Below are 23,301 nucleotides of genomic sequence, written 5' to 3'. Positions count from 1 at the left end.
GCCAATGGACATAACGACCATGAACAGCACTTCGAACACCCTCACCGCTGAACAGGATCCTCGCTGGGCCGCCGTGCTCGCCCGGGATCCGCGCGCCGACGGGCAATTCGTCTATGGCGTGAAAACCACCGGCATCTATTGCCATCCCAGCAGCCTGTCGCGCCTGCCCAATCCGCGGAACGTGGAATTTTTCGACACGCCGGAACAGGCCCAGGCGGCGGGGTATCGTCCCAGCAAGCGAGTGGCCAGGGACCAGACCCAGCTCGCCGCCCAACAAGCGGCCCGGGTCGCGGCCGCCTGCCGACAGATCGAGGCTGCCGAAGAACTGCCTGGGCTCAATGAACTGGCGCAAAGCGCAGGCTTGAGTCCCTTCCACTTCCACCGGGTGTTCAAGGCCGTCACCGGCCTGACACCCAAGGGTTATGCCGCCGCCCACCGCTCGCGCAAGGTGCGCGAACGCCTGAGCGATGGTGGATCGATCACCCAAGCGCTGTACGACGCCGGCTTCAATTCCAACAGCCGCTTTTATGAAGCCGCCGACAAAGTGCTGGGCATGAAACCCGCCGATTATCGCGCCGCCGGGCAGAACACCGACATTCGTTTCGCCGTCGGCCAATGTTCCCTCGGGGCGATTCTGGTGGCACAAAGCGAACGCGGTGTGTGCGCGATCCTGCTGGGGGACGATCCGGACGCGCTGGTGCGGGACCTGCAAGACAAGTTTCGCCGCGCCAACCTGATCGGTGCCGACCGCGAATTCGAGCAATTGATCGCCCAGGTGGTGGGCTTTATCGAGGCACCGGCCCTGGGCCTGGACCTGCCGCTGGACCTGCAAGGCACGGCTTTCCAGGAACGGGTCTGGCAGGCCCTGCGGGATATTCCGCCGGGCAGCACCGCCAGCTATGCCGAGATCGCCCAGCGCATCGGCATGCCTAAAGCCGTGCGCGCCGTGGCCCAGGCCTGCGGGGCCAACAGCCTGGCAGTGGCGATCCCTTGCCACCGGGTGGTGCGCAGCGACGGCAACCTGTCGGGCTATCGCTGGGGCGTGGAGCGTAAACGTCAGTTGCTGGCGCTGGAGCGCTCGTCCGCGGACTGAACGCCGATGTAGATCGCCACCGAGTCGGGGCCGCTGTAGACCTCGAAATCGGTGGTGAAGCGGCGCAGCGTCTGCGGGTTGTCCGCGAAATATGCCCAGATCAGGCCCCAGGTCTGGATCACGCAATCGGGCATCGGCCCCTTGGCCGAAAACATCAGGTAATCCCCGCCTTCGATGTCCACGGCGGCGTAGCCTGCGCTGGTCGCATCCACCTGCACCCCGGCCGTCACATCAAAGTAGCCGGTGGCGTCGGATTCATAGTTGGAATAGACCCCGTAGACAAACGATTCCGACTGCCTGGCGGGGATCTTGTCGAACAACCCTTCGCTGAAGAATTGCTGCCACATCGGACCGATCCGTGCCGTGTCGGGCTGCTGTTCGTCAGCGTTGCGCGTGTGTACCTGCAGGCCGGCCACGGTAAAGGGTTCGACTGCCTTGAGTTTGACGTCCATGGGTCAGGCTCCTTGAGAAATGAAGCGCGCATGGTAACCCGCTCGCCGTCGGGATCAAGTTGCCGCATCCGATTGAAAAACTCGACTGGCCCTGGCCGGGTCACACCTGCTAAAAACGCTGTTTTCCCTCTGCCGTCGGAGACCCGTACATGAGCCAGTGGCCAGACACTCGCATTCTTGACCTGCTTGGCATCGAGCTACCCATCATCCAGGGGCCGATGGCCGGAGTGACGGGGCCGGCCATGGTGATCGCCGCCTGCAATGCCGGCGGGCTGGGTTCGATGCCGGCGGCGATGCTGGATGTCGAGCAGTTGCGCCAGGCGCTGACGACGATCAGCGAACAGACCGACAAGCCGTTCAACGTGAATTTTTTCTGTCACCAGCCACCCGTGCTCGATGAGCCGCGCGCCGAGGCCTGGAAGCAGCACCTCAAGCCCTACTACGAAGAACTGGGCGCTGACTTCGACGCGCCGACGCCGGTGTCCAACCGCACGCCGTTCGATGATGCAGCCTGCCGGGTGCTGGAGCAGATGCGTCCTGAAGTGGTCAGCTTCCACTTCGGCCTGCCGGAGAAGTCCCTGCTGGATCGGGTGAAAGCCACCGGCGCTAAAGTCCTGTCGTCGGCCACCACCGTCGAGGAAGCCATCTGGCTGGAACAGCACGGTTGTGACGCGATCATCGCCATGGGCTATGAAGCCGGCGGCCATCGCGGGATGTTCCTCAGCGACGACCTCAACACCCAGGTCGGCCTGTTTGCCTTGCTGCCCCAGGTGGTGGACGCGGTGAGCGTACCGGTGATCGCTGCGGGCGGTATTGGCGATGCGCGGGGTATTGTCGCGGCGTTCGCTCTGGGCGCATCGGCGGTACAACTGGGCAGCGCCTATCTGTTCACCCCCGAGGCGAAGATCAGCGCGGCCCATCACCGGGCGCTGCGCACGGCCAAGGAAAGCCAAACCGCAGTCACCAACCTGTTCAGTGGCCGCCCAGCCCGGGGCATCGTCAACCGGGTGATGCGCGAGATCGGGCCGATGAGTCCGATAGCGCCGGCCTTCCCCCTGGCTGGCGGTGCGTTGCTGCCGTTGCGCGCCAAGGATGAAGCAGACTTCAGCAACCTGTGGGCCGGCCAGGCATTCCCCATGGGTCGGGAGCTGTCGACCGCGGAGCTGACCCGGCGCTTGGCCGAAGAGGCACTGGCCCGATTCAACAACCGCGGTTGATCCTGAAGGAGCTCATCGTCTGTTGGAATGCCATCGCGAGCAGGCTCGCTCCCACAGGGGATCGGTGGTGAACACAACATCTGGGCACACCACTGGACCTGTGGGAGCGAGCCTGCTCGCGATGGCGGCCGCCCTCTCACACCAACGTCCGCAAAATGCCGCGTTCCGTTTATCGGCCATTCGCTATATATTTCCGTATATAGCGAAACCGACCTTTCGGAGCCTTTATGCACCTCACCCGCTTCGCGCCGTTGCTGCTGACTACACTCTTTTGCGCCATCGCGAGCAGGCTCGCTCCCACAGGGGATCGGTGGTGAACACAACATCTGGGCACACCACTGGACCTGTGGGAGCGGGCTTGCTCGCGAAAGCGGTGGGTCAGCCAATAGAAATGTTGAATGTACCGCCGTCTTCGCGAGCAAGCCCGCTCCCACATGGGTTCTGGTGTGGCAGAAAGAGGTGTGTTCGCCACAGATGATCCCCTGTGGGAGCGAGCTTGCTCGCGATGGCGGCCGCCCTCTCACACCAACGTCCGCAAAATGCCGCATTCCGTTTATCGGCCATTCGCTATATATTTCCGTATATAGCGAAACCGACCTTTCGGAGCCTTTATGTACCTCACCCGCTTCGCGCCGTTGCTGCTGACTACACTCTTTTGCGTTGGCGCCGTCCAGGCCGATGAGCTTCAGGTGGCCGTGGCGTCCAATTTCACCGCACCGGTCCAGGCCATCGCCGCAGGCTTCGAGAAAGACACTGGCCACAAGCTGGTGGCGGCCTATGGCGCGACCGGGCAGTTCTACACCCAGATCAAGAACGGCGCACCGTTCGAAGTCTTCCTCGCCGCCGACGACACCACCCCGGCCAGGCTCGAAAGCGAAGGCGACACCGTGAAGGGTTCGCGCTTCACCTATGCGGTCGGCACGCTGGCGCTGTGGTCGGCCAAGGACGGTTATGTCGACAGCCAGGGCCAGGTGCTCAAGGACAACGGCTTCCAGCACCTGTCCATCGCCAACCCGAAAACCGCGCCCTACGGTTTGGCCGCCACCCAAGTGCTGGACAAACTGGGGTTGACCGGGCAAGTCAAAGGCAAGCTCGTCGAGGGCCAGAACATCACCCAGGCTTATCAGTTCGTTTCAACCGGCAACGCAGAACTCGGCTTCGTGGCCTTGTCCCAGGTGTACAAGGACGGCAAGGTGGCCAGCGGTTCGGCATGGATCGTCCCCGCCGAGCTGCATGACCCGATCAAACAGGACGCGGTGATCCTCAACAAAGGGCGAAACAACGCCGCCGCCTCGGCGTTCATGGATTACCTCAGAGGCCCGAAAGCCACCGCCATCATCCAAGCCTACGGTTATCAACCCTAAATGCCACTGACCAGTGCCGACTACGCCGCCATTTGGTTGACCCTGAAACTGGCCTCGCTGACCACGGTGATCCTGCTGCTGATCGGCACGCCCATCGCCCTGTGGCTGTCACGTACCCAGTCCTGGCTACGCGGGCCGGTGGGCGCGGTGGTGGCCCTGCCATTGGTGCTGCCGCCCACGGTGATCGGCTTTTACCTGTTGCTCGCCCTGGGCCCCAACGGCTGGATCGGCCAATTCACCCAGGCCGTCGGGCTGGGCACCCTCACCTTCAGTTTCACCGGGCTGGTGATCGGCTCGGTGATCTATTCCATGCCGTTTGTGGTGCAGCCATTGCAGAACGCATTCTCCGCCATCGGCAGTCGTCCCCTGGAAGTGGCGGCCACTCTGCGGGCGGGTCCCTGGGATACGTTCTTCAGTGTCATCCTGCCCTTGGCCCGCCCCGGTTTCATCACTGCGGCAATCCTCGGCTTCGCCCATACCGTCGGCGAATTCGGCGTGGTGCTGATGATCGGCGGCAATATCCCCGAAAAGACCCGGGTGGTGTCGGTGCAGATCTACGACCATGTCGAAGCCCTGGAGTACGCCCAGGCTCATTGGCTGGCGGCGGCAATGCTGGTGTTTTCATTTCTTGTGCTGCTGGCGTTGTATTCCAGCCGCCGAACCCGGGCCGGCTGGAGCTGATCGATGATTCAAGCGCGTTTTCAGCTCGACCATGGAGACTTCTCCCTGGACCTGGATGTGCAACTGCCGGGCCGTGGCGTGACCGCGCTGTACGGCCAGTCCGGTTCCGGCAAGACCACTTGCCTGCGCTGCATCGCCGGGCTGGAACGGCCGACCCGGGTTTTCATCGAGGTCAACGGCGAAGTCTGGCAGGACAGCGAGCGCGGCGTGTTCGTGCCGCCCCATCGACGGGCGCTGGGGTACGTGTTCCAGGAAGCGAGCCTGTTCGCGCATCTGTCCGTGCAGGCCAATCTGGCGTTCGGCCTCAAGCGCATCGCGCCGGCGCAACGGCGGGTGGACATGGACCAGGCCACCGAACTGTTGGGCATCGGTCACTTGCTCGATCGACAGCCACACAACCTGTCCGGCGGTGAACGCCAGCGGGTCGGCATCGCCCGAGCCCTGTTGACCAGCCCGCGACTGCTGCTGATGGACGAGCCCCTGGCCGCCCTGGATACCCGGCGCAAGAACGAAATCCTGCCTTACCTGCAACGCCTGCACGATGAGCTAGACATCCCTGTGCTGTACGTCAGCCACTCGCAGGACGAAGTGGCGCGCCTGGCCGACCACATCGTGCTGCTGGAGGCCGGTCGTGTGCTGGCCAGCGGGCCGATTGGCGAAACACTGGCGCGACTCGACCTGCCACTGGCGTTGGGCGATGACGCGGGCGTGGTGGTCCAGGGCAAGGTCAGCGGGTATGACGCGGCCTATCAATTGCTGTCGTTGACACTGCCCGACAGCCTCTTGAACGTGCGTGTCGCCCACACGCCTCTGGCCATCGGACAGCCGCTGCGCTTCAAGGTCCAGGCGCGTGACGTCAGCCTCAGCCTGGCGAACGATGCCCAGACCAGCATCCTCAACCGTTTGCCCGTTACCGTGGTCAGCGAACTGGCCGCCGACAACGCCGCCCATGTGTTGATTCGGCTGGAGGCTGCTGGCACGCCGCTGTTGGCGCGCATCACCCGTTACTCCCGGGATCAGCTCAAGCTTCATCCGGGGCAGTTGCTGTGGGCGCAGATTAAGGCGGTGGCGGTGTTGGCGTAGGGTATCGCCCCAGACAAATCCCTTGTGGAAGCGGGCTTGCTCGCGATGGCGGTGGTTCAGTCAACATGGGTGTGAACTGATCTGACGCTATCGCGAGCAGGCTCGCTCCCACAGGTCCGGCGGTCCAACCCTGATTCGTGGGTGTTGCGGGCCACCTCAGAAACTTGGCACGACCGCAATGGGCTGCGGTCAATCGATCACAGGCCCCGGATTTGCTGCCAAGGATTCTTTCATGCCCGACACCCTGCCGCCGGATGCGCTGCCGGCCGATCTGCATTATGTCGATGACACCGCCCCTGGTATCTCCCGCAAAAAGTTGCGGGGCAAGTTCTGCTATTTCGATCCTCAGGGCCAGCGGATCACCGATGCGGCCGAAATCCAGCGCATCAACGCCTTGGCCGTACCGCCGGCCTACACCGATGTATGGATCTGCACCGACCCGCGCGGCCATCTCCAGGCCACCGGTCGGGACGCTCGTGGGCGTAAGCAGTACCGCTATCACCCACGCTGGCGGGAAGTGCGCGATGCCGACAAATACTCCCGAATGCTGGAGTTCGGCCGTACCCTGCCGCGCTTGCGCAAACGCCTGGAGCAGATCCTGGCCACGCCCGGATTCAGCCGCGACAAGGTCATGGCCACGGTTATCACGTTGCTGGACGTCACCCTGATCCGGGTCGGCAACACCCAGTATGCCCGGGACAACCGCTCCTACGGCCTGACCACCCTGCGCAGCAAGCATGTGGAGGTCAACGGCAGCGCAATTGCCTTCCAATTCCGTGGCAAGAGCGGCGTCGAACACCAGATCACCGTGAAAGACCGGCGTCTGGCGCGGATCATCAAGCGTTGCCAGGAGATTCCCGGGCAGAACCTGTTTCAGTACCTGGACGACAACGGCGAACGCCACTCCGTCAGCTCGTCCGATATCAACGCCTACCTCAAGAGCCTCACCGGCGCGGACTTCACCGCCAAGGACTACCGCACCTGGGCCGGCAGCGCGGCGGCTCTGGCGGGGCTGCGACTGCTGTGCTGGGAAACCGAGAGCGAGGCAAAAAAACACCTCGCCGAGATGGTCAGGCAGGTTGCCCGGCAACTGGGCAATACCCCCTCCGTCTGTCGTAAATGCTACATCCATCCCGCCGTGGTGGAGGGTTTCCTGCTGGGTTCGCTGAGTGAGCTGCCCAACCCCCGGGTCCGCAAAGGCCTCAGCGAGGAGGAAGCTGCGCTGGCGATGTTCCTGCAACGCATGGCCCAAACTGCCGAAGCGTGCTGAACCCGGCGAACCACACCTGCGCGAACGCCAACATCCGGCCTCAGACGAGGAACATCCGCGCACCTGCGAACTCCCAACTGTACGGCGCCACCGCTGCGCAGACCGTTCAACGGGAAGTCGACAGGAGTTTGAAATGTCCGAACACATTGTCCATTTTCATTGCCAGATCGATCAGGGAACGACCGAGCGCTTCCGGGACAACTGCCTGGAAGCCATTGAAAAAGGCGCCGACTCACTGATGCTCAACCTCTCGACGATCGGTGGCAGTACCAACTTCGGCTTTACCCTCTACACCTTCATCAAATCCCTTCCGGTGCCGGTGCGTGCCGTGAATGCCGGCAATATCGAGTCCATGGGCATCATCATGTACCTGGCCGCCAGCGACCGCACCACCACGCCTCACTCGCGTTTTCTGATTCACCCGATGAACTGGTATTTCGGCCAGAAGTCGGTGGATCACTCGCGTTTGCGGGAATACCTGTCCAGCCTGGACAACGACGTGGCGCGGTACGTGGAAATCTACGTCAAGGAAACCGCGGGCGCCGCCACTCAGTTGGACATTTTCAAATGTCTTTGCGCCGAAGAACGGGTCATCCCGGCCGAAAACTCTTTGGCCTTCGGCATTGCGCACCGGGTCGAGCAAGTGGTTTTCCCGGCGGATGCCAAGCATTGGAAAATCAGTGGTGGCGAGGACCAGTGACCCCGTGCGGTCAGTGCGTGCCGTTCGTCATCTGACGAAGCGTTCTCATTAAACTTTTGCCGGCCATTATCTTTCACAAATTATGCGAGGCTCGTTGCTCGCGTAACCAAAATGAGGATGCTCGAAATGGCCAGTAGCGGAAACAAAAACCAAGGCAACTTCGCACATGATCGGGAAAAAGCATCGGAAGCCGGCAAGAAAGGCGGCCATGCGTCGGGCGGCAACGTTGCCAATGATCGTCAGAAAGGCTCTGAAGCGGGCCGCAAAGGAACTGACCGCAACCAAGGCGCGGGCAGAAAATCGTAACCTGGAAAATCGCTGGGGCGCACGCCTGCTGCGCCCCGGCGCTTAATCTGTCATTGCCCTGAGGCGTCGATCAGCGTCCGCTATAAGCCTTTTTCACCGTGTCGATCCAGATCGGGTCCAGCCGAGCTTGCTCGCTGTCGAGATTGAGCGCCTGCATCCTTGTCAGATGCTCATCAGCCTCGCGGGCGAGTGAGCCCTGGGCGCTGGAGTTGGCGTCCAGTTGATGCATCTGCGTCAATCCCAGATGATAAAACCGTAGCAGCTTCATGGCCGCCACGTCCTGGGCCTGCACACCGGCCTTCACCTGGTGGATCACATTGGTGATGCTCATCAGGCTGCGCTTGAGCTGCCAGCCGTACACCGCCGCGGCCATCCACGGCTGCGACCAGAAATACAGACGCATCAAGGCGACCATCACCAACACCGCGGCAATCACCCCGCCGAGATTGAAGCGAAAATTATCCCCCCCGGGTGTGCCGAACAGCATCACCGAAAGGCTGGACAACAGCATCGCCAGTGCCAGGAACGTCACGGCGACGATGAGGGTACTGCGTCGGGTCTGGCGTCGGTAGACTTCGGCGTCCCACGGCTTGAGCTCGAACATCGCGGTGCAATTTCCTTGTGCGGGGTAAAAAAAGTCCCGCATTATCGCCTGCCCGGTGGATTTAGCTATGCTGGAGCTCATTTTGTGTTGCAACCGACCCGAAGGATCCGGATCAAAGTCCATGGCGATACCGCAAGGATCGTGCGATCTTTCTGCGTGGACGTTTTTTTCAAGATGCCGTCGTTGTGAGTACGGCATCGTTTTCAAGGAAAGCTGAATGAATCAAAGACATGTAATCAACGCCTCGGTCAGCCCGAAGGGCAGCCTGGAGACTTTGTCCCAGCGTGAAGTCCAGCAACTGAGTGAGGCCGGTTCCGGCAGTATCTATACCCTCTTCCGCCAGTGCGCCCTGGCCATTCTCAACACCGGCGCCCATGTCGATAACGCCAAGACCATCCTGGAAGCCTACAAGGACTTCGAGATCCGTATTCACCAGCAAGACCGCGGCGTACGCCTGGAACTGCTGAACGCCCCGGCCGACGCCTTCGTCGATGGCGAGATGATCGCCAGCACCCGCGAGATGCTGTTCAGCGCCCTGCGCGACATCGTCTACACCGAGAACGAACTGGACAGCCAGCGCATCGACCTCAGCTCCTCCCAGGGCATCAGCGACTACGTCTTCCACCTGCTGCGCAACGCCCGCACATTGCGCCCTGGGGTGGAGCCAAAAATTGTCGTGTGCTGGGGCGGCCACTCGATCAACACCGAAGAATACAAATACACCAAGAAAGTCGGCCACGAACTGGGCCTGCGCAGCCTGGACATCTGCACCGGCTGCGGCCCGGGCGTGATGAAAGGCCCGATGAAAGGCGCCACCATCGCCCATGCCAAACAGCGCATCCACGGCGGCCGTTACCTGGGCCTGACGGAGCCCGGCATCATCGCCGCCGAAGCGCCGAACCCGATCGTCAATGAGCTGGTGATCCTGCCGGACATCGAGAAGCGCCTGGAAGCTTTTGTGCGCGTGGGCCACGGCATCATCATCTTCCCGGGCGGCGCCGGTACGGCGGAAGAGTTCCTCTACTTGCTGGGTATCCTGATGCACCCGGCCAACCAGGACCTGCCCTTCCCGGTTGTTCTGACCGGGCCCAAGAGCGCCGCGCCGTACCTTGATCAACTGCATGCCTTTGTCGGTGCGACCCTGGGCGAGGCTGCGCAGAAGCACTACCAGATCATCATCGACGACCCTGCCGAAGTGGCGCGCCAGATGACCCAAGGGCTCAAGGCGGTCAAACAGTTCCGCCGCGAACGCAACGACGCTTTCCACTTCAACTGGTTGCTGAAAATCGACGAAGGCTTCCAGCGCCCGTTCGACCCGACCCACGCCAACATGGCCAGCCTGGGCCTGAGGCGCGACCTGCCCGCCCACGAACTGGCCGCCAACTTGCGCCGGGCGTTCTCGGGGATCGTGGCCGGTAACGTCAAGGACAAGGGTATCCGCCTGATAGAAGAACACGGTCCTTACGAGATCCACGGCGATGCCGCCATCATGGAACCCCTCGACCGGCTGCTCCAGGCCTTCGTCGCCCAGCACCGCATGAAACTGCCGGGCGGCGCGGCGTATGAACCGTGCTATCGCGTGGTGACCTGACTGATTCAACGATCACCACAGATCCAACTGTGGGAGCGAGCCTGCTCGCGATGGCGGCGGATCAGATTGCATCAATGCTGAATGTGCCGACGCTATCGCGAGCAGGCTCGCTCCCACAGGGGGTCTGCTGCGATCACAGCGTCGGGTTCAGTCGCATCCGTCCGGCCTCATCCACCTCAAGGCCAAGCCCACGGTAATCCTTGATCAGCGGATGGGGGGTGGCCACCGGATGCGTATGCGTCGCCGTCACCACCCACACATCCGCTCCCGCCGCCTCGCCGGCCTTGATACCCGCTTCGGCATCCTCGAACACCAGGCAGTCCTGGGGGGCGACTTGCAAGCGCTCCGCTGCCAGTCGATAACAGGCCGGATTGGGTTTGCCGTCGCTCACATCCTCGGCGGTGACCATCACCGCCGGACGTGGAATGCCGGCCGCTTCCATGCGCCGCAAGGCCAGCGCCATGGGCGCCGAGGTGACGATGGCCCACTGCAGGGGCGGCAGGCTGTTGAGAAATGCTGCAGCACCGGGCACCGGCACCACACCTTCCACGTCTTCGATTTCCTCGCGGGTAATCTGCTCGGCCTCGGCCAGGGCATCTACCCCTGGCAGGCGCTGGCGGGCAATGGTGTCGATGGCGCGCACGCCGTGGATGGTCGGCAGAAAGCTCGCCACCTCCACACCGTGACGAAGGGCCCAGCGCGTCCAGATCCGCTCGGCCGCGGCGATGGAATTGAGCAGCGTGCCGTCCATGTCGAAGAGGAAGGCGCGATAGGAAACACTGGAGGGCGGGCGGGCAGACATCGAAATCCTCGGTGATGGCGGTAGGAGAATGCCGGCCACTGTAACATCGCCAGGCACCGAATCCCTGTGGGAGCGAGCCTGCTCGCGATGGCGGTGAGTCAGCGCGCATCGATGCCGAATGTGCCGACGCTATCGCGAGCAGGCTCGCTCCCACAGGTTTTTTGTTGTGTCAGAAAGCGCAGAGCTACACCAACCGCTCAATCCGCTGATGCTGCCAGACCATCTTGTAGTACAGGGTCTGCAACACCAGCATGCTCAAGTAAGCCACCGGAAACGCCATCCATACCCCTTGCAGGCCGAACTGCGCGTCCAGCAGGTAGGCCACTGGCAGCTGAACGCCGACGATGCAGAAGATCGAAATCGCCACCGGCATCAGCACCGTGCCGCTGGCGCGCATGATGCCGCCGACCACCGCCTGGAAGCCGAAGACCAGCAGGCTCCAGAGCATGATGTGCAGCAGATGTTCGGCCTGGATTCGCGCCGCCGGGTCGGTGATGAACAGCCCCAGCAGCCAGTGAGACAACAGATATCCCAAGACCACCAGCCCACCGGTGAGCCAGACGTTGATCAACAGCCCGGTACGCAGGATCGGCCCCAGACGCTCCAGACGCCCGGCACCGATGGCCTGGGCGCCGAGGATCGAGGCGGTGATGGCAATCGACAACGCCGGGAACTGCACGTAATTGACGATCTGCGTCACCGCGCCATAGGCGGCCGTGGCCTGGGACCCGTGGCCATTGACCAGCGCCAGGATCACCAGCTCCGACAGTGAGATCACCACCATCTGCAACCCCGTGGGCAGGCCGATGCGCAGCACCTTGCCGAGGATGTCCATGTCCAGGCGCATCGCCGCGAACAACGCCCGGTCCGGCGCCAGGGCGTGCTCGCGACGGTTCAGGCGCCACGCGAGCATGACCATGGCCGACGCCGTACCCACCAGCCCCGCCAGCGCCGCGCTCTCGATGCCCATCTGCGGCAGCCCCAGCCAGCCGCGAATCAGCGCCGGCGTCAGCAGCAGCCCGACGCTGGTGGACACCAGCAAGGCCAGCATGGGCGACAGCGTATCGCTCACCCCGCGCAGCAACTGGGTAAACACCACGAACACCAGCAGTATCGGCAGGATCCACATCATCACCCGGGCATAGGACACCGCGTCCTCCAGCACATCGGCCGGCGTCCCCAGCCCCTGCAGCGCCTGGCGCGCGAACACGGTGCCGAGCACCGCCGCCACCAGCCCGATGATCGCCGCCAGCAATAACGTGGTACCGGCAATCGCCTTCACCGTGCCGGTTTCCCCGGCGCCGTAAGCCTGCCCGATCAATACCCCTGCTCCCGCGCCCAGGCCAATCACCAGCGCGATAAAGAAAAACAGGATGGGAAACATGCCTGATACCGCCGCCAATGCCTGGGTGCCGAGCATCTGGCCGATGTAGATGCTATTGAGCGTGCCGGACATCGATTGCAGGAAATTGGACAGGACCATGGGGGCCAGGAACAGAAGGTAGATTTTCCAGAGAGGCTGGGTGGGCATGAGGGCTCGTGATGGGAGGTTCAAAATCCGATGCGGGGTAATTTAGCTTATTCCCGGATGGTGGTGAGGGAATCTGTGGGAGCAAGGCGCAAGGGGTTGTGGGCGACTCATCTGTTCGTCAGGGCGCCTCGACATTTCAGCGACTGCGTCTAATCTCAGATAGCACAGTGCCACTCACTGGGCAGGTCAACGCCCTCGGCCATACCGGAATCGGACGACCGGTCTTAAAGTCCGGGGTGGGGTCGCAGATAACCAGTTATTCGTAAATAACCTGTTAGCAACACTGTTCAAGGACCGAACCATGACGTCGTATTCACACGGTCATTCCCATTCCCAAACTCCGCCGCGCATCCTTTGGTCCAGCTTGTTTGTGGCCCTGATCGCGAGCGTCGTCCTGCTGGTTCTCAACGGCCCAAGTACACAAAACCTGGGGTTGTGTGCCGTGCTCCTGGCCATTGGCGCCGGGGTCGGCGTGTGGGCTGCCCGCGCCCAGCACCAGCAGATCGACAGAGCCGTCGCCGCCGCCATTGCCCATCACGCGCTACACGCCGCCGACCACTTGAACCATAAGGCCAGCGCGCAACTCAACGAAGTCATCCTCGGTGCCATGCCGATCTGGGCCAAGCAGGTGGAAAGCTCCCGGCAGCAGACCGAAACCGCGATCGTCTCGCTGACCAATCGCTTCACCGGCATCTCTTCACGCCTGGAAGATACCGTGCAAGCTTCGCAACTGGCCGCCGGTGAGCTGGCCGGCAACAGCAGTGGCGGCGCCGTGCAGGTGCTGGCCCAAAGCGAAGGTGAGCTGGTCCAGGTCATCGACTCCCTGAAAGCCACCCAGGCCAGCCGCGATGAAACCCTGGCCCAGGTGCGCAACCTCACCGCCTACACCGGCGAGCTGCGGACCATGGCCGCCGATGTCGCGGCCATTGCCGCGCAAACCAACTTGCTGGCCCTCAACGCCGCCATCGAAGCCGCCCGTGCGGGCGAAGCCGGGCGCGGTTTTGCGGTGGTGGCCGACGCCGTGCGCAGCCTGTCGAGCAAGTCCAGCGAGACTGGCCAGCAGATGTCGGCCAAGGTCGACATCATCAATAGCGCCATCACTCAATTGGTCCAGGCCGCCTCCAGCGGCGCGGATCAGGACAGCCAGTCGGTCAGCGTCTCCGAGGACAGCATCCAGCGCGTGCTGGAACGCTTCAAGAGCGTCACCGGGCGGCTGGCCGAATCGGCCGACCTGCTGCAGCAGGAAAGCTTCGGTATTCGCGACGAGCTCACCGAAGTGCTGGTCAACCTGCAATTCCAGGATCGGGTCAGCCAGATTCTCAGCCACGTGCGCGACAACATCGAGGACCTGCATGTGCATATGCAGCAGGCCAGTCAGTCGCCCGACCAGGCCGTTTCCATCGATGCCCGCCAATGGCTGGCGCGCATGGAAACCACATACGCCACCGAAGAACAACGCCGCAACCATCACGGCGAATCGGGCACGCAACAGAATTCACAGGAAATAACCTTCTTCTAGGAGAGCCGTTCATGGCTAAAAGTGTATTGGTTGTCGACGACTCAGCGAGCGTCCGGCAGGTCGTCGGCATCGCGTTGAAAAGTGCCGGCTACGACGTGATCGAGGCCAGCGATGGCAAGGATGCACTGGGCAAGCTCAATGGCCAGAAGGTGCACCTGATCATCAGTGACGTGAACATGCCGAACATGGACGGCATCACCTTCGTCAAGGAGGTCAAGAAGCTGGCCAGCTACAAGTTCACGCCGATCATCATGCTCACCACCGAATCCCAGGAGTCGAAAAAACTCGAGGGCCAGGCGGCGGGTGCCAAGGCCTGGGTGGTCAAGCCGTTCCAGCCGGCGCAGATGCTGGCGGCGGTGTCCAAGCTGATTCTTCCTTGATTCGCGGAGAGTGAAATGCCCTTGCTGTACGAAACACAGGACGACACCGCGCAGGTGCAGATCGACGGCGAGCTGACGATCTACACCGCCGCCGACCTCGCCGCGCAGTTGCTGCCGCGCCTGGGGGCGACGCCGCGCATGGCGCTGGATCTGTCGCAGATTACGGAAATGGACGGCGCCGGCCTGCAACTGCTGATGATGGTCCAGCGCGAGGCTCCCAAGGCCGGTACCCGCCTGGAAATAACGGGCCACAGCAAGGCCGTCACGGAAACACTCGCCCTGTGCAACCTGGTTGTATAGAGACCTCGCAACACGTCGGACACGACAAAGGATATGAGCGTGAGCATCAATCTCGATCAGGCACAACAAACGTTCATCGTCGAGGCACGGGAACAGTTGCAGGCGATGGAAGAGTCCCTGCTGCAACTGGAAAGCGACCCGGGCGACGATGATGCTATTGGCGCGATCTTCCGGGCGGCCCATACGATCAAGGGATCGGCCGGGCTGTTCGGCCTGGAACCCATCGTCAGTTTCACCCACATCGTCGAAGACGTGCTCGATCGGTTGCGCAATGGCAGCGTCGAAGTGGACGCCGGCCTGATCGCCGTGCTGCTCAAGTCCAGTGATCACATGCTGGAGCTGATCAATGTGGTGGCCAACCAGGGCGCGAAACTGGCGCCCCCGGCCCTGGCCCGGGAAATGGAGCTGTGCCAGATCCTTCAGGAATATCAGGCGCCCTCGCCTGCCGAAGCCCCGAAGCCCGCCGAAGCAAGCGACACACAAGCGCCCGCCGAAACGCGCCTCTGGCATATTGCCCTGCGTTTTGGCCCGGAGGTGTTCCGCAACGGCATGGACCCGCTGTCATTTCTGCGTTACCTGCAAACCCTCGGTGAGATCATCCACATCACCACGCTGACCGACGCAATGCCCTCGGCCGAAACCTGGGATGCCGAGTCCTGCTACCTGGGGTTCGACATTGAGTTCAGTTCGGCTGCCGGCCACGGGGCGATCAACGAAGTCTTCGATTTCGTGCGCGAAGATTGCCAGATCCAGATCGTCGCCATTGATGACCCCGTGCCGCAGATGAACACCGGGCTGGTTGCAACCACTCAAGAGCAGGCTGACCCCAACACGGCAATGGTCACCACCGGCGAACTGATGCCGGACCAGCGTTCGGCTGCGCGCATGCCCGCTCAGGTCTCGCCCGACAAGCAACCGACGACCAGCGACGGCAAGGCCAAGGACGGCGCCTATGTGCGGGTCAACGCCGACAAGCTCGACGAGTTGATCAACCTGGTGGGCGAGCTGGTCATCGCCAGCGCCGGCGCCAGCCTGCTGGCCCGCCACTGCAACGACGACTCGTTGCAGGAATCGACTTCAACGGTGTCCGGGCTGGTGGAAGAGATTCTCGACGGCGCCTTGCGTCTGCGCATGATCCCCATTGGCGAAACCTTCAACCGGTTCCGCCGGGTGGTGCGCGATGTCAGCCAGGAATTGGGCAAGGACATCGACCTGATCATCAGCGGTGCGGAAACCGAGCTGGATAAAACCGTGGTGGAAAAAATCGGTGACCCGCTCATGCACCTGTTGCGCAACGCCATGGACCACGGCATCGAGACCGCCGAGGCGCGGCTGGCGGCCGGTAAACCGGCCAAAGGTCATCTGCACCTCAATGCCTATCACGACTCAGGCAGCATCGTGCTGGAAATCGCCGACGACGGCGCCGGCCTGAACCGTGACCGGATCCTGGAAAAAGCCCAGGAACGTGGTCTGGTTGCCCTTGGCGCCAGCCCCACCGACCAGGAAATCTACAACCTGATCTTCGAGCCGGGTTTCTCCACCGCCCAGGCCGTCACCAACCTTTCCGGGCGTGGCGTGGGCATGGATGTGGTCAAGCGCAACATTACCCTGCTGCGCGGCACTGTCGACCTGGACAGCCAACCGGGCCAGGGCACCGTGGTGCGCATCCGCCTGCCGCTGACGCTGGCGATCATCAATGGCTTTCTGGTGGGCATCGGCCAGTCCACGTACGTCATTCCCCTGGACATGGTTCAGGAATGCATCGAGCTGAGCGAGGACGACGGGGTTTGCAGCCGCGAACAAGGCTACCTCGACCTGCGCGGAGAAGTGCTGCCGCTGGTGTACCTGCGCGATCACTTCAACCACGAAGGCCCGGCCTCGCGCCGGCAGAACGTGGTGGTGGTGCGCTACGCCGAACTCAAGGCCGGGCTGGTGGTGGATGACCTGCTCGGTGAATTCCAGACCGTGATCAAACCCCTGGGCAAGTTGTTCGGCGCGCTGCGCGGCATCAGCGGCTCGACGATCCTGGGCAGCGGCGCTGTGGCGTTGATTCTCGACGTGCCGGCGCTGCTCACGCAGATCGCCCAAATAGACAACCGCTACACCTCGACTCAATCACAACAAGCCACTGCTCGCTGACGCTTTAGCAATTCCATGGAGAGGTACTTCCCAATGAAATGGTTCTACGATCTTAGAATCGCCACCAAACTGATCACCTCGTTTCTGGTGGTACTCGCGTTGACCGCCGTCATGGGGGTGTTCTCGATTATCCAACTCAACGAGGTCAACGGCACAACCATCGAGATCCGCGAAAACTGGATGACTTCGATGCGCGCCGCCTCGGGCATGCGCTTCTACGCGGCGAACTATCGCCTCAAGGAAAATCGCCACATTTCCGCTGACTCCGAGCAGGAGCGCACGGCCATCGAAAAAGAAGCGGACGAAGCCAAGCAGGGTTTCGAAACGCGTCTGGCGACCTATGAAAAACTGCTGTCCAGTGCCGAAGATCGCCAGCTGTTCGACACTGCCCGCAGTGACTGGGCCGCGTACCTGGCCGTTAGCAAAGACCTGTTCGCACTGTCCCGACAAAATCTGCTCAACGAAGCCCAGACGTTGCTCAAGGGCGAATCCAAACGTCATTTCGACCTGGTGACCGCCGACCTGCAGAAACTGGTTGAGCTCAATGCCGCCGGGGCCGACGTGGCCAGCGCCCATGGTACGGAACTGTATGAGAATGCGCGTCTGTCGATCATCGCCGTGCTGGTTGCCGCCCTGCTGGTGGGCCTGGGCCTGGCACTGTTCATTTCCCGGATCATTTCCCGCCCCCTGAAACAGGCGGCCTTGGTTGCCGAGCAACTGGCCGAAGGCAACCTGAACGCGAAAATCGAAAGCGGCTCCAAGGACGAAACCGGCATGGTGCTCAACGCCATGCAAAACATGGTGGGCAAGCTGTCCCATATCATCGGTGAAGTGCGCAACGCCGCCGACAACCTGGCCAGCGCCTCCGAAGAAGTCAGCGCCACCGCGCAATCCATGAGCCAGGCCACCAGCGAGCAGGCGGCCAGCGTCGAAGAAACCAGCGCCTCCATCGAACAAATGAGCGCCAGCATCAACCAGAACACCGAGAACGCCAAGGTCACCGACGGCATGGCCAGCAAAGCCGCCAAGGAAGCCACCGACGGCGGTGAATCGGTGCAGCAGACCGTGGTGGCGATGAAGAAAATCGCCCAACGCATCAGCATCATCGACGACATCGCCTACCAGACCAACCTGCTGGCGCTCAACGCTGCAATCGAAGCGGCCCGCGCCGGTGAGCACGGCAAAGGCTTCGCGGTCGTCGCCGCCGAGGTGCGCAAACTGGCTGAACGCAGCCAGGTGGCGGCCCAGGAGATCGGCGAGCTGTCGTCCAGCAGCGTCGACATGGCCGAGAAGGCCGGGCATCTGCTCAACGAAATGGTCCCGTCCATCAACAAGACCTCGGACCTGGTGCAGGAAATCAGCGCCGCGTCCGAAGAACAGGCCGCCGGCGTGGCGCAGATCAACACAGCCATGACCCAGCTCAACCAGGTGACCCAGCAGAACGCTTCCAGCAGCGAAGAATTGGCCGCCACCGCAGAAGAGATGAGCAGCCAGGCCGAACAGCTGCAACAGGCCATGAGCTTCTTCACCCTGGACGCGCCGGCCAAATCGGCCAGCCAGCCACTGAAGGTGGACAACACGCCCGGCCCGTCCAGTCGCAAGACAGCCCGTGCGCCCGCGGCGGTGATGCCCAAGGCATTTGCCTACAACATGGCCAGCGCGCCAGACGAATCCGAATTCACCCGGTTCTGACGGTCCGGCCCTACGGGCTTCGCTTAAAAGGAGAAAAGGCATGGGCGCCATCGCGACCACACGTCAAGCCGCCATCGCGGTTGAGGAAGAAGCGCAATACCTGACGTTTATGCTCGGCACGGAGATGTTTGCCATCGGCATCCTGTGCATCAAGGAAATCATCGAGTACGGCAACCTGACGGTGGTGCCGATGATGCCGGCCTTCGTACGCGGGGTGATCAACCTGCGCGGCGCGGTCGTGCCGGTGGTGGACCTGTCGGCCCGGTTCGGCCGACAGAACTCGGCGATCACCCGGCGTTCGTGCGTGGTGATCATCGAGGCCAACACCGAGGACGGCCCCGCCCAGGACATCGGCCTGCTGGTGGACACGGTATCGGCGGTGCTGGAGATCCCAGCTTCGCAGATCGAACCGCCACCGAGTTTCGGGGCGAAGATCCGCGCCGATTTCATCAGCGGCATGGCCAAGGTCGACGGCAAGTTCGTGATCGTACTGGAGGTGGACCGAGTGCTGTCCATCGATGAAATGTCGCAGCTGGCCCAGGCCAGCCCTGCCGCGCTGGAAGCTGAAAACCAATGAACGCAGACACCTGCAAGGAACGCACTGTGAACTCATTGGCGCTCAATGACCGTGAGTTCAGCCAGTTTCAAGCCTGGCTGTATCAAGCCGCGGGCATCAACCTGTCACCGGCCAAGAAGGCCTTGGTGGCCGGGCGGTTGTTCAAGCGCCTCAAGCACTATGAGCTGGGCAGTTATGGCGAGTATTTCAAGCTGATCATGAGCGGCCAGCGCACCGAGGAATTGCAGGTGGCGCTGGACCTGCTCACCACCAACGAAACCTACTTTTTCCGCGAGCCCAAGCACTTCGATTTCCTGCGCGAACATGTGCTGCCCCATGCAACGCCGGGTAAAACCTTTCGCCTGTGGAGCGCCGCCAGTTCCTCGGGTGAAGAGCCCTACAGCCTGGCCATGACCCTGGCCGAAGGACTGGGCACCACACCTTGGGAAATCATCGGTTCAGACATCAGCAGCCAGGTACTGGCCAAGGCCCGTTCCGGACATTACCCCATGGAACGCGCCCGTACCCTGCCCCAACCGTTGCTGGTGAAATATTGCCTGAAGGGCACCGGCAGCCAGCAAGGCACATTCCTCATCGACCGGGCGTTGCGCAGCCGGGTCAACTTCATCCAGGTCAACCTCAACGACACCTTGCCGGAGCTGGGCGAGTTCGATGTCATTTTCCTGCGCAACGTCATGATCTATTTCGACCAACCCACCAAAAGCAAAGTGGTCGCCCGATTGCTCCCACGGCTCAAGTCCGGCGGGTATTTCATCGTGAGCCACTCCGAAAGCCTCAACGGCGTATCCGATGCGTTGAAACTGGTGGCACCTTCGATTTATCGCAAGCCATGAGCGCCGCGCTCAAGCAAATGCCCGAGGTGTATCTGGCGCCCGGCGAGTTTCGTTTCGCCACCAGCCCGACTCGCCTGCGCACCATTCTCGGCTCTTGCGTGGCCGTCACCCTGTGGCATCCGGAGCGCAAGATCGGCGGCATGTGCCATTACATGTTGCCCAGCCGGGCGCGCTGCTCCACGGCGCTGAACGGCATGTACGCCGACGAAGCCATCGAACTGTTCGTCCGCCAGGCAAAGGCCCATCGCACCGAACCCGAGGATTACCAACTCAAGCTGTTCGGCGGCGGCGAAATGTTCCCGGAGCTGCAACGCCAGGTGCCGTTCGGCGACGTGGCGCGGATGAACGTCAACGCAGCGCTGGAAATGGCCGCGCTGTACCGCCTGGACCTGATCGCCCAGGACATGGGCAGCACGGGCTACCGAAGCATCATCTTTGACCTGTGCAGCGGCGACGTGTGGGTCAGGCATCAACCGATAAGGACCCGGCATTAACCATGTCAAAAAAGATAAATGTACTGCTGGTGGATGACTCTGCCGTGGTTCGCCAGGTACTGCTGGCGATCCTCAGCGACACGCCGGACATCCATGTGATGGGTGCGGCGTCCGATCCGATTTTCGCCATGGACAAACTGGCCCGGGAGTGGCCCGACGTGATCGTGCTGGATGTGGAGATGCCGCGCATGGACGGCATCACCTTCCTGAAGAAAATCATGAGCGAGCGTCCCACACCGGTGGTGATCTGCTCGTCCCTGACGCCCAGGGGCGCCGAAACCACCTTGCAAGCCATGGCCGCCGGCGCGGTGGAAATCATCACCAAGCCCACCAGCGGCTTGAAGAATTTCCTGCTGGAGTCGGCACCGGAGCTGATATCGGCTATTCGCGCCGCCGCCCAGGTCAACGTCAAAAACCTGGGCCGGCGCCCTGCCCCGGCGCCGCTGACCCCAGCCACCAAACTCACTGCCGATGCCATGCTGCCAGCCGCCAACGGCCATGCCATGGCCCAGACCACCGAACGCATCGTCGCCCTCGGCACGTCCACCGGCGGCACCCAGGCCCTGGAGGCGGTGCTGACCGCCTTGCCACGGGTGTGCCCTGGGATCGTCATCGTCCAGCACATGCCGGAAAAATTCACCGCCTCGTTTGCCGCCCGACTCAACAGCCTGTGCCAGATCGAAGTGCGCGAAGCCCGCAACAACGACCGCATCCACCCAGGCCTGGCCCTCATCGCCCCAGGCGGCAAACACATGATGGTGACCCGCAGCGGCGCGTTCTATCACGTACAAGTGGTGGATGGCCCCCTGGTCAACCGCCACCGCCCATCGGTGGACGTGCTGTTTCGCTCAGTAGCCAAATTCGCCGGCCGCAACGCCACCGGCATCATCATGACCGGCATGGGCGACGACGGCGCCCGCGGCCTGAAAGAAATGCTCGACGCCGGCAGCAGCACCGTGGCCCAGGACGAAGCCAGCTGCGTGGTCTTCGGCATGCCCAAGGAAGCCATCAAACTCAACGCCGCGCAGCGGGTGATGGGGTTGCAGGAGATTGCGCAGGTGATTTTGCATCGGTAGGCGCTAAGGACTGCTCCCCCGATCCACACAGAACTCATTGTGGGAGCAAGGCTTGCCCGCGATGCAGGCGATACAATCTTTCAGCAACCGAGGCGCCTACTTCGCGAGCAAGCTTTGCTCCCACAACGGGGATAAATCCCCTCGCCACAAAAAGCGACCGGGTTTGCTTCAGTATTCCGCTGAAGCATTCCTTTGCTACAGGGCCACCTTGTCTGCGGGCTTGTGTCTACACCGGCGAAATCGTCGCCAGCACGCCAATCAAAAGGGTCAGTGCCAAAAAACCACCCAAAAAAATCGCCATCTTCGTCATGAGCCCACCCGATAGAAAAGTTTGCAGTACACGGGCCGTCTGCCAGGCAAACCGCAACGCTATTCTGGGGTGGGGATTGGGTTCATTACAGAGTCAGGTGTCGCGAGAAAATGCGGATCAGCATACAAGGCACTAAGAGTCGGTGAATGCTGCGCCACTGGGGACGTATTGCACAGCCAATGAGTTTCGTAGGGAAACCTTTTTGCTACTTAACCAACCGGGTATCCAGTCCGAACCGCTCCTGGGAAACAAGCCTGAACCGATCCGCCGCCAAATCGCAGCTCACCAGCAGATTCCAGGAATGCTGAGTCACCGCCGATGGAATCAGCACGAAGGGATGCTGCGCCAGCAGCTCTTCAGCAAACTGCTGCTGGTTGGGCGAGGGTCGAGCCGGAACAAGCCAGTTCGGGTTCGGCACGTCTTCGGCCTGAACCACTTTGATAAGCGCCGGATCCAGCACTTCAAAACATGTCAGTAGGTAAGGTACCCGGTCTAACGCGTCGAATCCCAGATGGGCCGCGACCTCCAGAATAGCCGTAGACGGGTCAGCCGAAGCATAGATGACCCGCCGCCCGGGGGGATTCCAACGCCCACCGGTTCGTTGCGCGCCAATGCCGCTGTCCCACGTCTGCTTGTAGACCTCGCGGTCAAGACGCCAGGCGTGCCACCGTCCATCCCAGGGCAGAGGATTCATTGATAAACCCCGTGCTCAATCCGGGTCAGGTAATCCTCCAGCACCTGAAAACCCAGTGAACTGTCGATTAGCTCCAATGGCACATAACCGTCCAGGTATTTGCAGGGTTTCTTCAGCCAGTCCTCAGCCAACGACTGGCTACCAAAGACATTGGTAGCGTGCTCCAGGGTCTGGGCATACTGAAAAGCCACCGTACTCTGCTGCTGGTTCAGGCGTATCGGCTTGGTCTCCTTCGCCAGACGCTGGACGGTTCTGACGGACCTTCCAGTGATGCGCTGAACCAGGTCGTGCTCCATGTACAGAGCGGACGTGGAAAGCATGTCCTTGACGTCGCTCAGGTAAAAGCCCTCCTGCGTGTACCGGATGATCAGCAAGCGCTCATCACCTTTGCGGCCATGCAGCAGCACCTCCGTTGGCTTTCTGGCGACGTCTGTTACCCTCGTCCCCGCCCCAGTTTTCGCCGTGGATTTGACGGCGGGTTTGTCTGCTTGTTTGGCTTCGGACATGACGTTGACCTCAGTGCGACATTTGACGCAATCATAGCGCCAAATGTCGTCACAGCGAAAACTCCGTTTGTCAGCCTTTGCGTATAA

General features: G+C 62.0%; 24 protein-coding genes. 18 read left to right on the top strand and 6 right to left on the bottom strand.

The window, feature by feature from the left end:
- Positions 1–19 precede the first annotated feature (19 nt).
- The gene (ada, locus tag GKKCFE_RS09025) at positions 20–1,093 is read left to right on the top strand and encodes a bifunctional DNA-binding transcriptional regulator/O6-methylguanine-DNA methyltransferase Ada (RefSeq protein ID WP_047227644.1); all 1,074 of its coding nucleotides are present in this window, start codon (positions 20–22) and stop codon (positions 1,091–1,093) included.
- Here the strand turns inward: ada and GKKCFE_RS09020 are convergent.
- A complete protein-coding gene (locus tag GKKCFE_RS09020) occupies positions 1,057–1,545 on the bottom strand; it encodes a GyrI-like domain-containing protein (protein WP_188252373.1) in 489 nt (162 codons plus the stop codon). The two genes, ada and GKKCFE_RS09020, sit on opposite strands and share 37 nt — an antisense overlap.
- A gap of 149 nt (positions 1,546–1,694) precedes the next feature.
- On the opposite strand from GKKCFE_RS09020, the gene GKKCFE_RS09015 reads away from it, so the two are divergent.
- The 7 genes from GKKCFE_RS09015 to GKKCFE_RS08985 all read left to right on the top strand — a co-directional run bounded on the left by GKKCFE_RS09015 (position 1,695) and on the right by GKKCFE_RS08985 (position 8,166).
- Positions 1,695–2,762: an NAD(P)H-dependent flavin oxidoreductase gene (locus GKKCFE_RS09015; protein WP_445577755.1), complete on the top strand. Its 1,068-nt coding sequence runs from the start codon at positions 1,695–1,697 to the stop codon at positions 2,760–2,762.
- 611 nt (positions 2,763–3,373) lie between these two features.
- Positions 3,374–4,126, top strand: coding sequence for a molybdate ABC transporter substrate-binding protein (gene modA, locus GKKCFE_RS09010; RefSeq protein ID WP_445577754.1), 753 nt, complete (start codon positions 3,374–3,376; stop codon positions 4,124–4,126).
- Positions 4,127–4,807, top strand: a complete 681-nt coding sequence (gene modB, locus GKKCFE_RS09005; RefSeq protein ID WP_047227648.1) for a molybdate ABC transporter permease subunit — start codon at positions 4,127–4,129, stop codon at positions 4,805–4,807.
- A gap of 3 nt (positions 4,808–4,810) precedes the next feature.
- On the top strand, positions 4,811–5,890 hold the full coding sequence (modC, locus tag GKKCFE_RS09000; RefSeq protein WP_445577753.1) for a molybdenum ABC transporter ATP-binding protein: 1,080 nt from the start codon (positions 4,811–4,813) through the stop codon (positions 5,888–5,890).
- A gap of 232 nt (positions 5,891–6,122) precedes the next feature.
- Positions 6,123–7,160 (top strand): DNA topoisomerase IB, encoded by a 1,038-nt coding sequence (locus GKKCFE_RS08995; RefSeq protein ID WP_445577752.1) that lies wholly within the window; start codon positions 6,123–6,125, stop codon positions 7,158–7,160.
- A 133-nt stretch (positions 7,161–7,293) separates the two neighbouring features.
- Positions 7,294–7,860, top strand: coding sequence for an ATP-dependent Clp protease proteolytic subunit (locus tag GKKCFE_RS08990; protein WP_139050588.1), 567 nt, complete (start codon positions 7,294–7,296; stop codon positions 7,858–7,860).
- 126 nt (positions 7,861–7,986) lie between these two features.
- On the top strand, positions 7,987–8,166 hold the full coding sequence (locus tag GKKCFE_RS08985; protein WP_139050589.1) for a con-10 family general stress protein: 180 nt from the start codon (positions 7,987–7,989) through the stop codon (positions 8,164–8,166).
- 70 nt (positions 8,167–8,236) lie between these two features.
- On the opposite strand, the gene GKKCFE_RS08980 is transcribed toward GKKCFE_RS08985, so the two are convergent.
- On the bottom strand, positions 8,237–8,770 hold the full coding sequence (locus GKKCFE_RS08980; protein WP_445577751.1) for a DUF3087 family protein: 534 nt from the start codon (positions 8,768–8,770) through the stop codon (positions 8,237–8,239).
- A 217-nt stretch (positions 8,771–8,987) separates the two neighbouring features.
- On the opposite strand from GKKCFE_RS08980, the gene ppnN reads away from it, so the two are divergent.
- The gene (ppnN, locus tag GKKCFE_RS08975) at positions 8,988–10,361 is read left to right on the top strand and encodes a nucleotide 5'-monophosphate nucleosidase PpnN (protein ID WP_047227654.1); all 1,374 of its coding nucleotides are present in this window, start codon (positions 8,988–8,990) and stop codon (positions 10,359–10,361) included.
- A gap of 133 nt (positions 10,362–10,494) precedes the next feature.
- On the opposite strand, the gene GKKCFE_RS08970 is transcribed toward ppnN, so the two are convergent.
- Positions 10,495–11,163, bottom strand: a complete 669-nt coding sequence (locus tag GKKCFE_RS08970; RefSeq protein WP_139050591.1) for an HAD family hydrolase — start codon at positions 11,161–11,163, stop codon at positions 10,495–10,497.
- Positions 11,164–11,347: 184 nt separating this feature from the next.
- Positions 11,348–12,694 (bottom strand): MATE family efflux transporter, encoded by a 1,347-nt coding sequence (locus GKKCFE_RS08965; RefSeq protein ID WP_047227656.1) that lies wholly within the window; start codon positions 12,692–12,694, stop codon positions 11,348–11,350.
- Between the two features lie 301 nt (positions 12,695–12,995).
- Between GKKCFE_RS08965 and GKKCFE_RS08960 the strand changes: the two genes are divergently transcribed.
- Genes GKKCFE_RS08960 through GKKCFE_RS08920 form a run of 9 tightly spaced genes read left to right on the top strand, consistent with a single transcriptional unit; the run spans position 12,996 to position 21,704 of the window.
- Positions 12,996–14,213, top strand: coding sequence for a methyl-accepting chemotaxis protein (locus GKKCFE_RS08960; RefSeq protein ID WP_445577750.1), 1,218 nt, complete (start codon positions 12,996–12,998; stop codon positions 14,211–14,213).
- An 11-nt stretch (positions 14,214–14,224) separates the two neighbouring features.
- On the top strand, positions 14,225–14,593 hold the full coding sequence (locus GKKCFE_RS08955) for a response regulator (protein ID WP_047227658.1): 369 nt from the start codon (positions 14,225–14,227) through the stop codon (positions 14,591–14,593).
- A 15-nt stretch (positions 14,594–14,608) separates the two neighbouring features.
- A complete protein-coding gene (locus GKKCFE_RS08950) occupies positions 14,609–14,893 on the top strand; it encodes an STAS domain-containing protein (protein ID WP_047227659.1) in 285 nt (94 codons plus the stop codon).
- 39 nt (positions 14,894–14,932) lie between these two features.
- Positions 14,933–17,032, top strand: a complete 2,100-nt coding sequence (locus GKKCFE_RS08945; RefSeq protein WP_445577749.1) for a chemotaxis protein CheA — start codon at positions 14,933–14,935, stop codon at positions 17,030–17,032.
- Positions 17,033–17,065: 33 nt separating this feature from the next.
- Entirely contained in the window at positions 17,066–18,724 is a 1,659-nt protein-coding gene (locus GKKCFE_RS08940) for a methyl-accepting chemotaxis protein (protein ID WP_047227660.1), read from the top strand.
- A 40-nt stretch (positions 18,725–18,764) separates the two neighbouring features.
- Complete coding sequence (locus GKKCFE_RS08935; protein WP_047227661.1) at positions 18,765–19,301, top strand: chemotaxis protein CheW; 537 nt, start codon at positions 18,765–18,767, stop codon at positions 19,299–19,301.
- Positions 19,298–20,134, top strand: a complete 837-nt coding sequence (locus tag GKKCFE_RS08930) for a CheR family methyltransferase (protein ID WP_047227662.1) — start codon at positions 19,298–19,300, stop codon at positions 20,132–20,134. The genes GKKCFE_RS08935 and GKKCFE_RS08930 overlap by 4 nt, the downstream gene beginning before the upstream one ends.
- Positions 20,131–20,628: a chemoreceptor glutamine deamidase CheD gene (gene cheD, locus GKKCFE_RS08925; protein ID WP_047227663.1), complete on the top strand. Its 498-nt coding sequence runs from the start codon at positions 20,131–20,133 to the stop codon at positions 20,626–20,628. Before GKKCFE_RS08930 ends, cheD begins: the two co-directional genes overlap by 4 nt.
- Positions 20,629–20,630: 2 nt before the next feature.
- The gene (locus GKKCFE_RS08920; protein WP_047227664.1) at positions 20,631–21,704 is read left to right on the top strand and encodes a protein-glutamate methylesterase/protein-glutamine glutaminase; all 1,074 of its coding nucleotides are present in this window, start codon (positions 20,631–20,633) and stop codon (positions 21,702–21,704) included.
- Between the two features lie 515 nt (positions 21,705–22,219).
- Here GKKCFE_RS08920 and GKKCFE_RS08915 read toward each other — a convergent pair.
- Together GKKCFE_RS08915 and GKKCFE_RS08910 are read right to left on the bottom strand one after the other, a co-directional pair.
- On the bottom strand, positions 22,220–22,708 hold the full coding sequence (locus GKKCFE_RS08915; RefSeq protein WP_139050596.1) for an RES family NAD+ phosphorylase: 489 nt from the start codon (positions 22,706–22,708) through the stop codon (positions 22,220–22,222).
- Entirely contained in the window at positions 22,705–23,214 is a 510-nt protein-coding gene (locus GKKCFE_RS08910; RefSeq protein WP_139050597.1) for an antitoxin Xre/MbcA/ParS toxin-binding domain-containing protein, read from the bottom strand. Before GKKCFE_RS08910 ends, GKKCFE_RS08915 begins: the two co-directional genes overlap by 4 nt.
- Positions 23,215–23,301: the final 87 nt, after the last annotated feature.

This window comes from Pseudomonas sp. E141 (genome assembly GCF_052659885.1).
The sequence above is the reverse complement of the archived record's forward strand: the minus strand, read 5'-3'. Positions and strand labels throughout refer to the sequence as shown.

Excerpts from the sequence above, each read along its gene's own strand:
- GKKCFE_RS08995 (WP_445577752.1), top strand. The coding sequence starts at position 6,123 with ATGCCCGACACCCTGCCGCCGGATGCGCTGCCGGCCGATCTGCATTAT.
- GKKCFE_RS08985 (WP_139050589.1), top strand. The coding sequence starts at position 7,987 with ATGGCCAGTAGCGGAAACAAAAACCAAGGCAACTTCGCACATGATCGG.
- modB (WP_047227648.1), top strand. The coding sequence starts at position 4,127 with ATGCCACTGACCAGTGCCGACTACGCCGCCATTTGGTTGACCCTGAAA.
- GKKCFE_RS08955 (WP_047227658.1), top strand. The coding sequence starts at position 14,225 with ATGGCTAAAAGTGTATTGGTTGTCGACGACTCAGCGAGCGTCCGGCAG.
- ppnN (WP_047227654.1), top strand. The coding sequence starts at position 8,988 with ATGAATCAAAGACATGTAATCAACGCCTCGGTCAGCCCGAAGGGCAGC.
- GKKCFE_RS09015 (WP_445577755.1), top strand. The coding sequence starts at position 1,695 with ATGAGCCAGTGGCCAGACACTCGCATTCTTGACCTGCTTGGCATCGAG.
- GKKCFE_RS08990 (WP_139050588.1), top strand. The coding sequence starts at position 7,294 with ATGTCCGAACACATTGTCCATTTTCATTGCCAGATCGATCAGGGAACG.
- modC (WP_445577753.1), top strand. The coding sequence starts at position 4,811 with ATGATTCAAGCGCGTTTTCAGCTCGACCATGGAGACTTCTCCCTGGAC.
- ada (WP_047227644.1), top strand. The coding sequence starts at position 20 with ATGAACAGCACTTCGAACACCCTCACCGCTGAACAGGATCCTCGCTGG.
- GKKCFE_RS09020 (WP_188252373.1), bottom strand. The coding sequence starts at position 1,545 with ATGGACGTCAAACTCAAGGCAGTCGAACCCTTTACCGTGGCCGGCCTG.
- cheD (WP_047227663.1), top strand. The coding sequence starts at position 20,131 with ATGAGCGCCGCGCTCAAGCAAATGCCCGAGGTGTATCTGGCGCCCGGC.
- GKKCFE_RS08980 (WP_445577751.1), bottom strand. The coding sequence starts at position 8,770 with ATGTTCGAGCTCAAGCCGTGGGACGCCGAAGTCTACCGACGCCAGACC.
- GKKCFE_RS08910 (WP_139050597.1), bottom strand. The coding sequence starts at position 23,214 with ATGTCCGAAGCCAAACAAGCAGACAAACCCGCCGTCAAATCCACGGCG.
- modA (WP_445577754.1), top strand. The coding sequence starts at position 3,374 with ATGTACCTCACCCGCTTCGCGCCGTTGCTGCTGACTACACTCTTTTGC.
- GKKCFE_RS08950 (WP_047227659.1), top strand. The coding sequence starts at position 14,609 with ATGCCCTTGCTGTACGAAACACAGGACGACACCGCGCAGGTGCAGATC.
- GKKCFE_RS08915 (WP_139050596.1), bottom strand. The coding sequence starts at position 22,708 with ATGAATCCTCTGCCCTGGGATGGACGGTGGCACGCCTGGCGTCTTGAC.
- GKKCFE_RS08920 (WP_047227664.1), top strand. The coding sequence starts at position 20,631 with ATGTCAAAAAAGATAAATGTACTGCTGGTGGATGACTCTGCCGTGGTT.
- GKKCFE_RS08940 (WP_047227660.1), top strand. The coding sequence starts at position 17,066 with ATGAAATGGTTCTACGATCTTAGAATCGCCACCAAACTGATCACCTCG.
- GKKCFE_RS08960 (WP_445577750.1), top strand. The coding sequence starts at position 12,996 with ATGACGTCGTATTCACACGGTCATTCCCATTCCCAAACTCCGCCGCGC.
- GKKCFE_RS08930 (WP_047227662.1), top strand. The coding sequence starts at position 19,298 with ATGAACGCAGACACCTGCAAGGAACGCACTGTGAACTCATTGGCGCTC.
- GKKCFE_RS08935 (WP_047227661.1), top strand. The coding sequence starts at position 18,765 with ATGGGCGCCATCGCGACCACACGTCAAGCCGCCATCGCGGTTGAGGAA.
- GKKCFE_RS08965 (WP_047227656.1), bottom strand. The coding sequence starts at position 12,694 with ATGCCCACCCAGCCTCTCTGGAAAATCTACCTTCTGTTCCTGGCCCCC.
- GKKCFE_RS08970 (WP_139050591.1), bottom strand. The coding sequence starts at position 11,163 with ATGTCTGCCCGCCCGCCCTCCAGTGTTTCCTATCGCGCCTTCCTCTTC.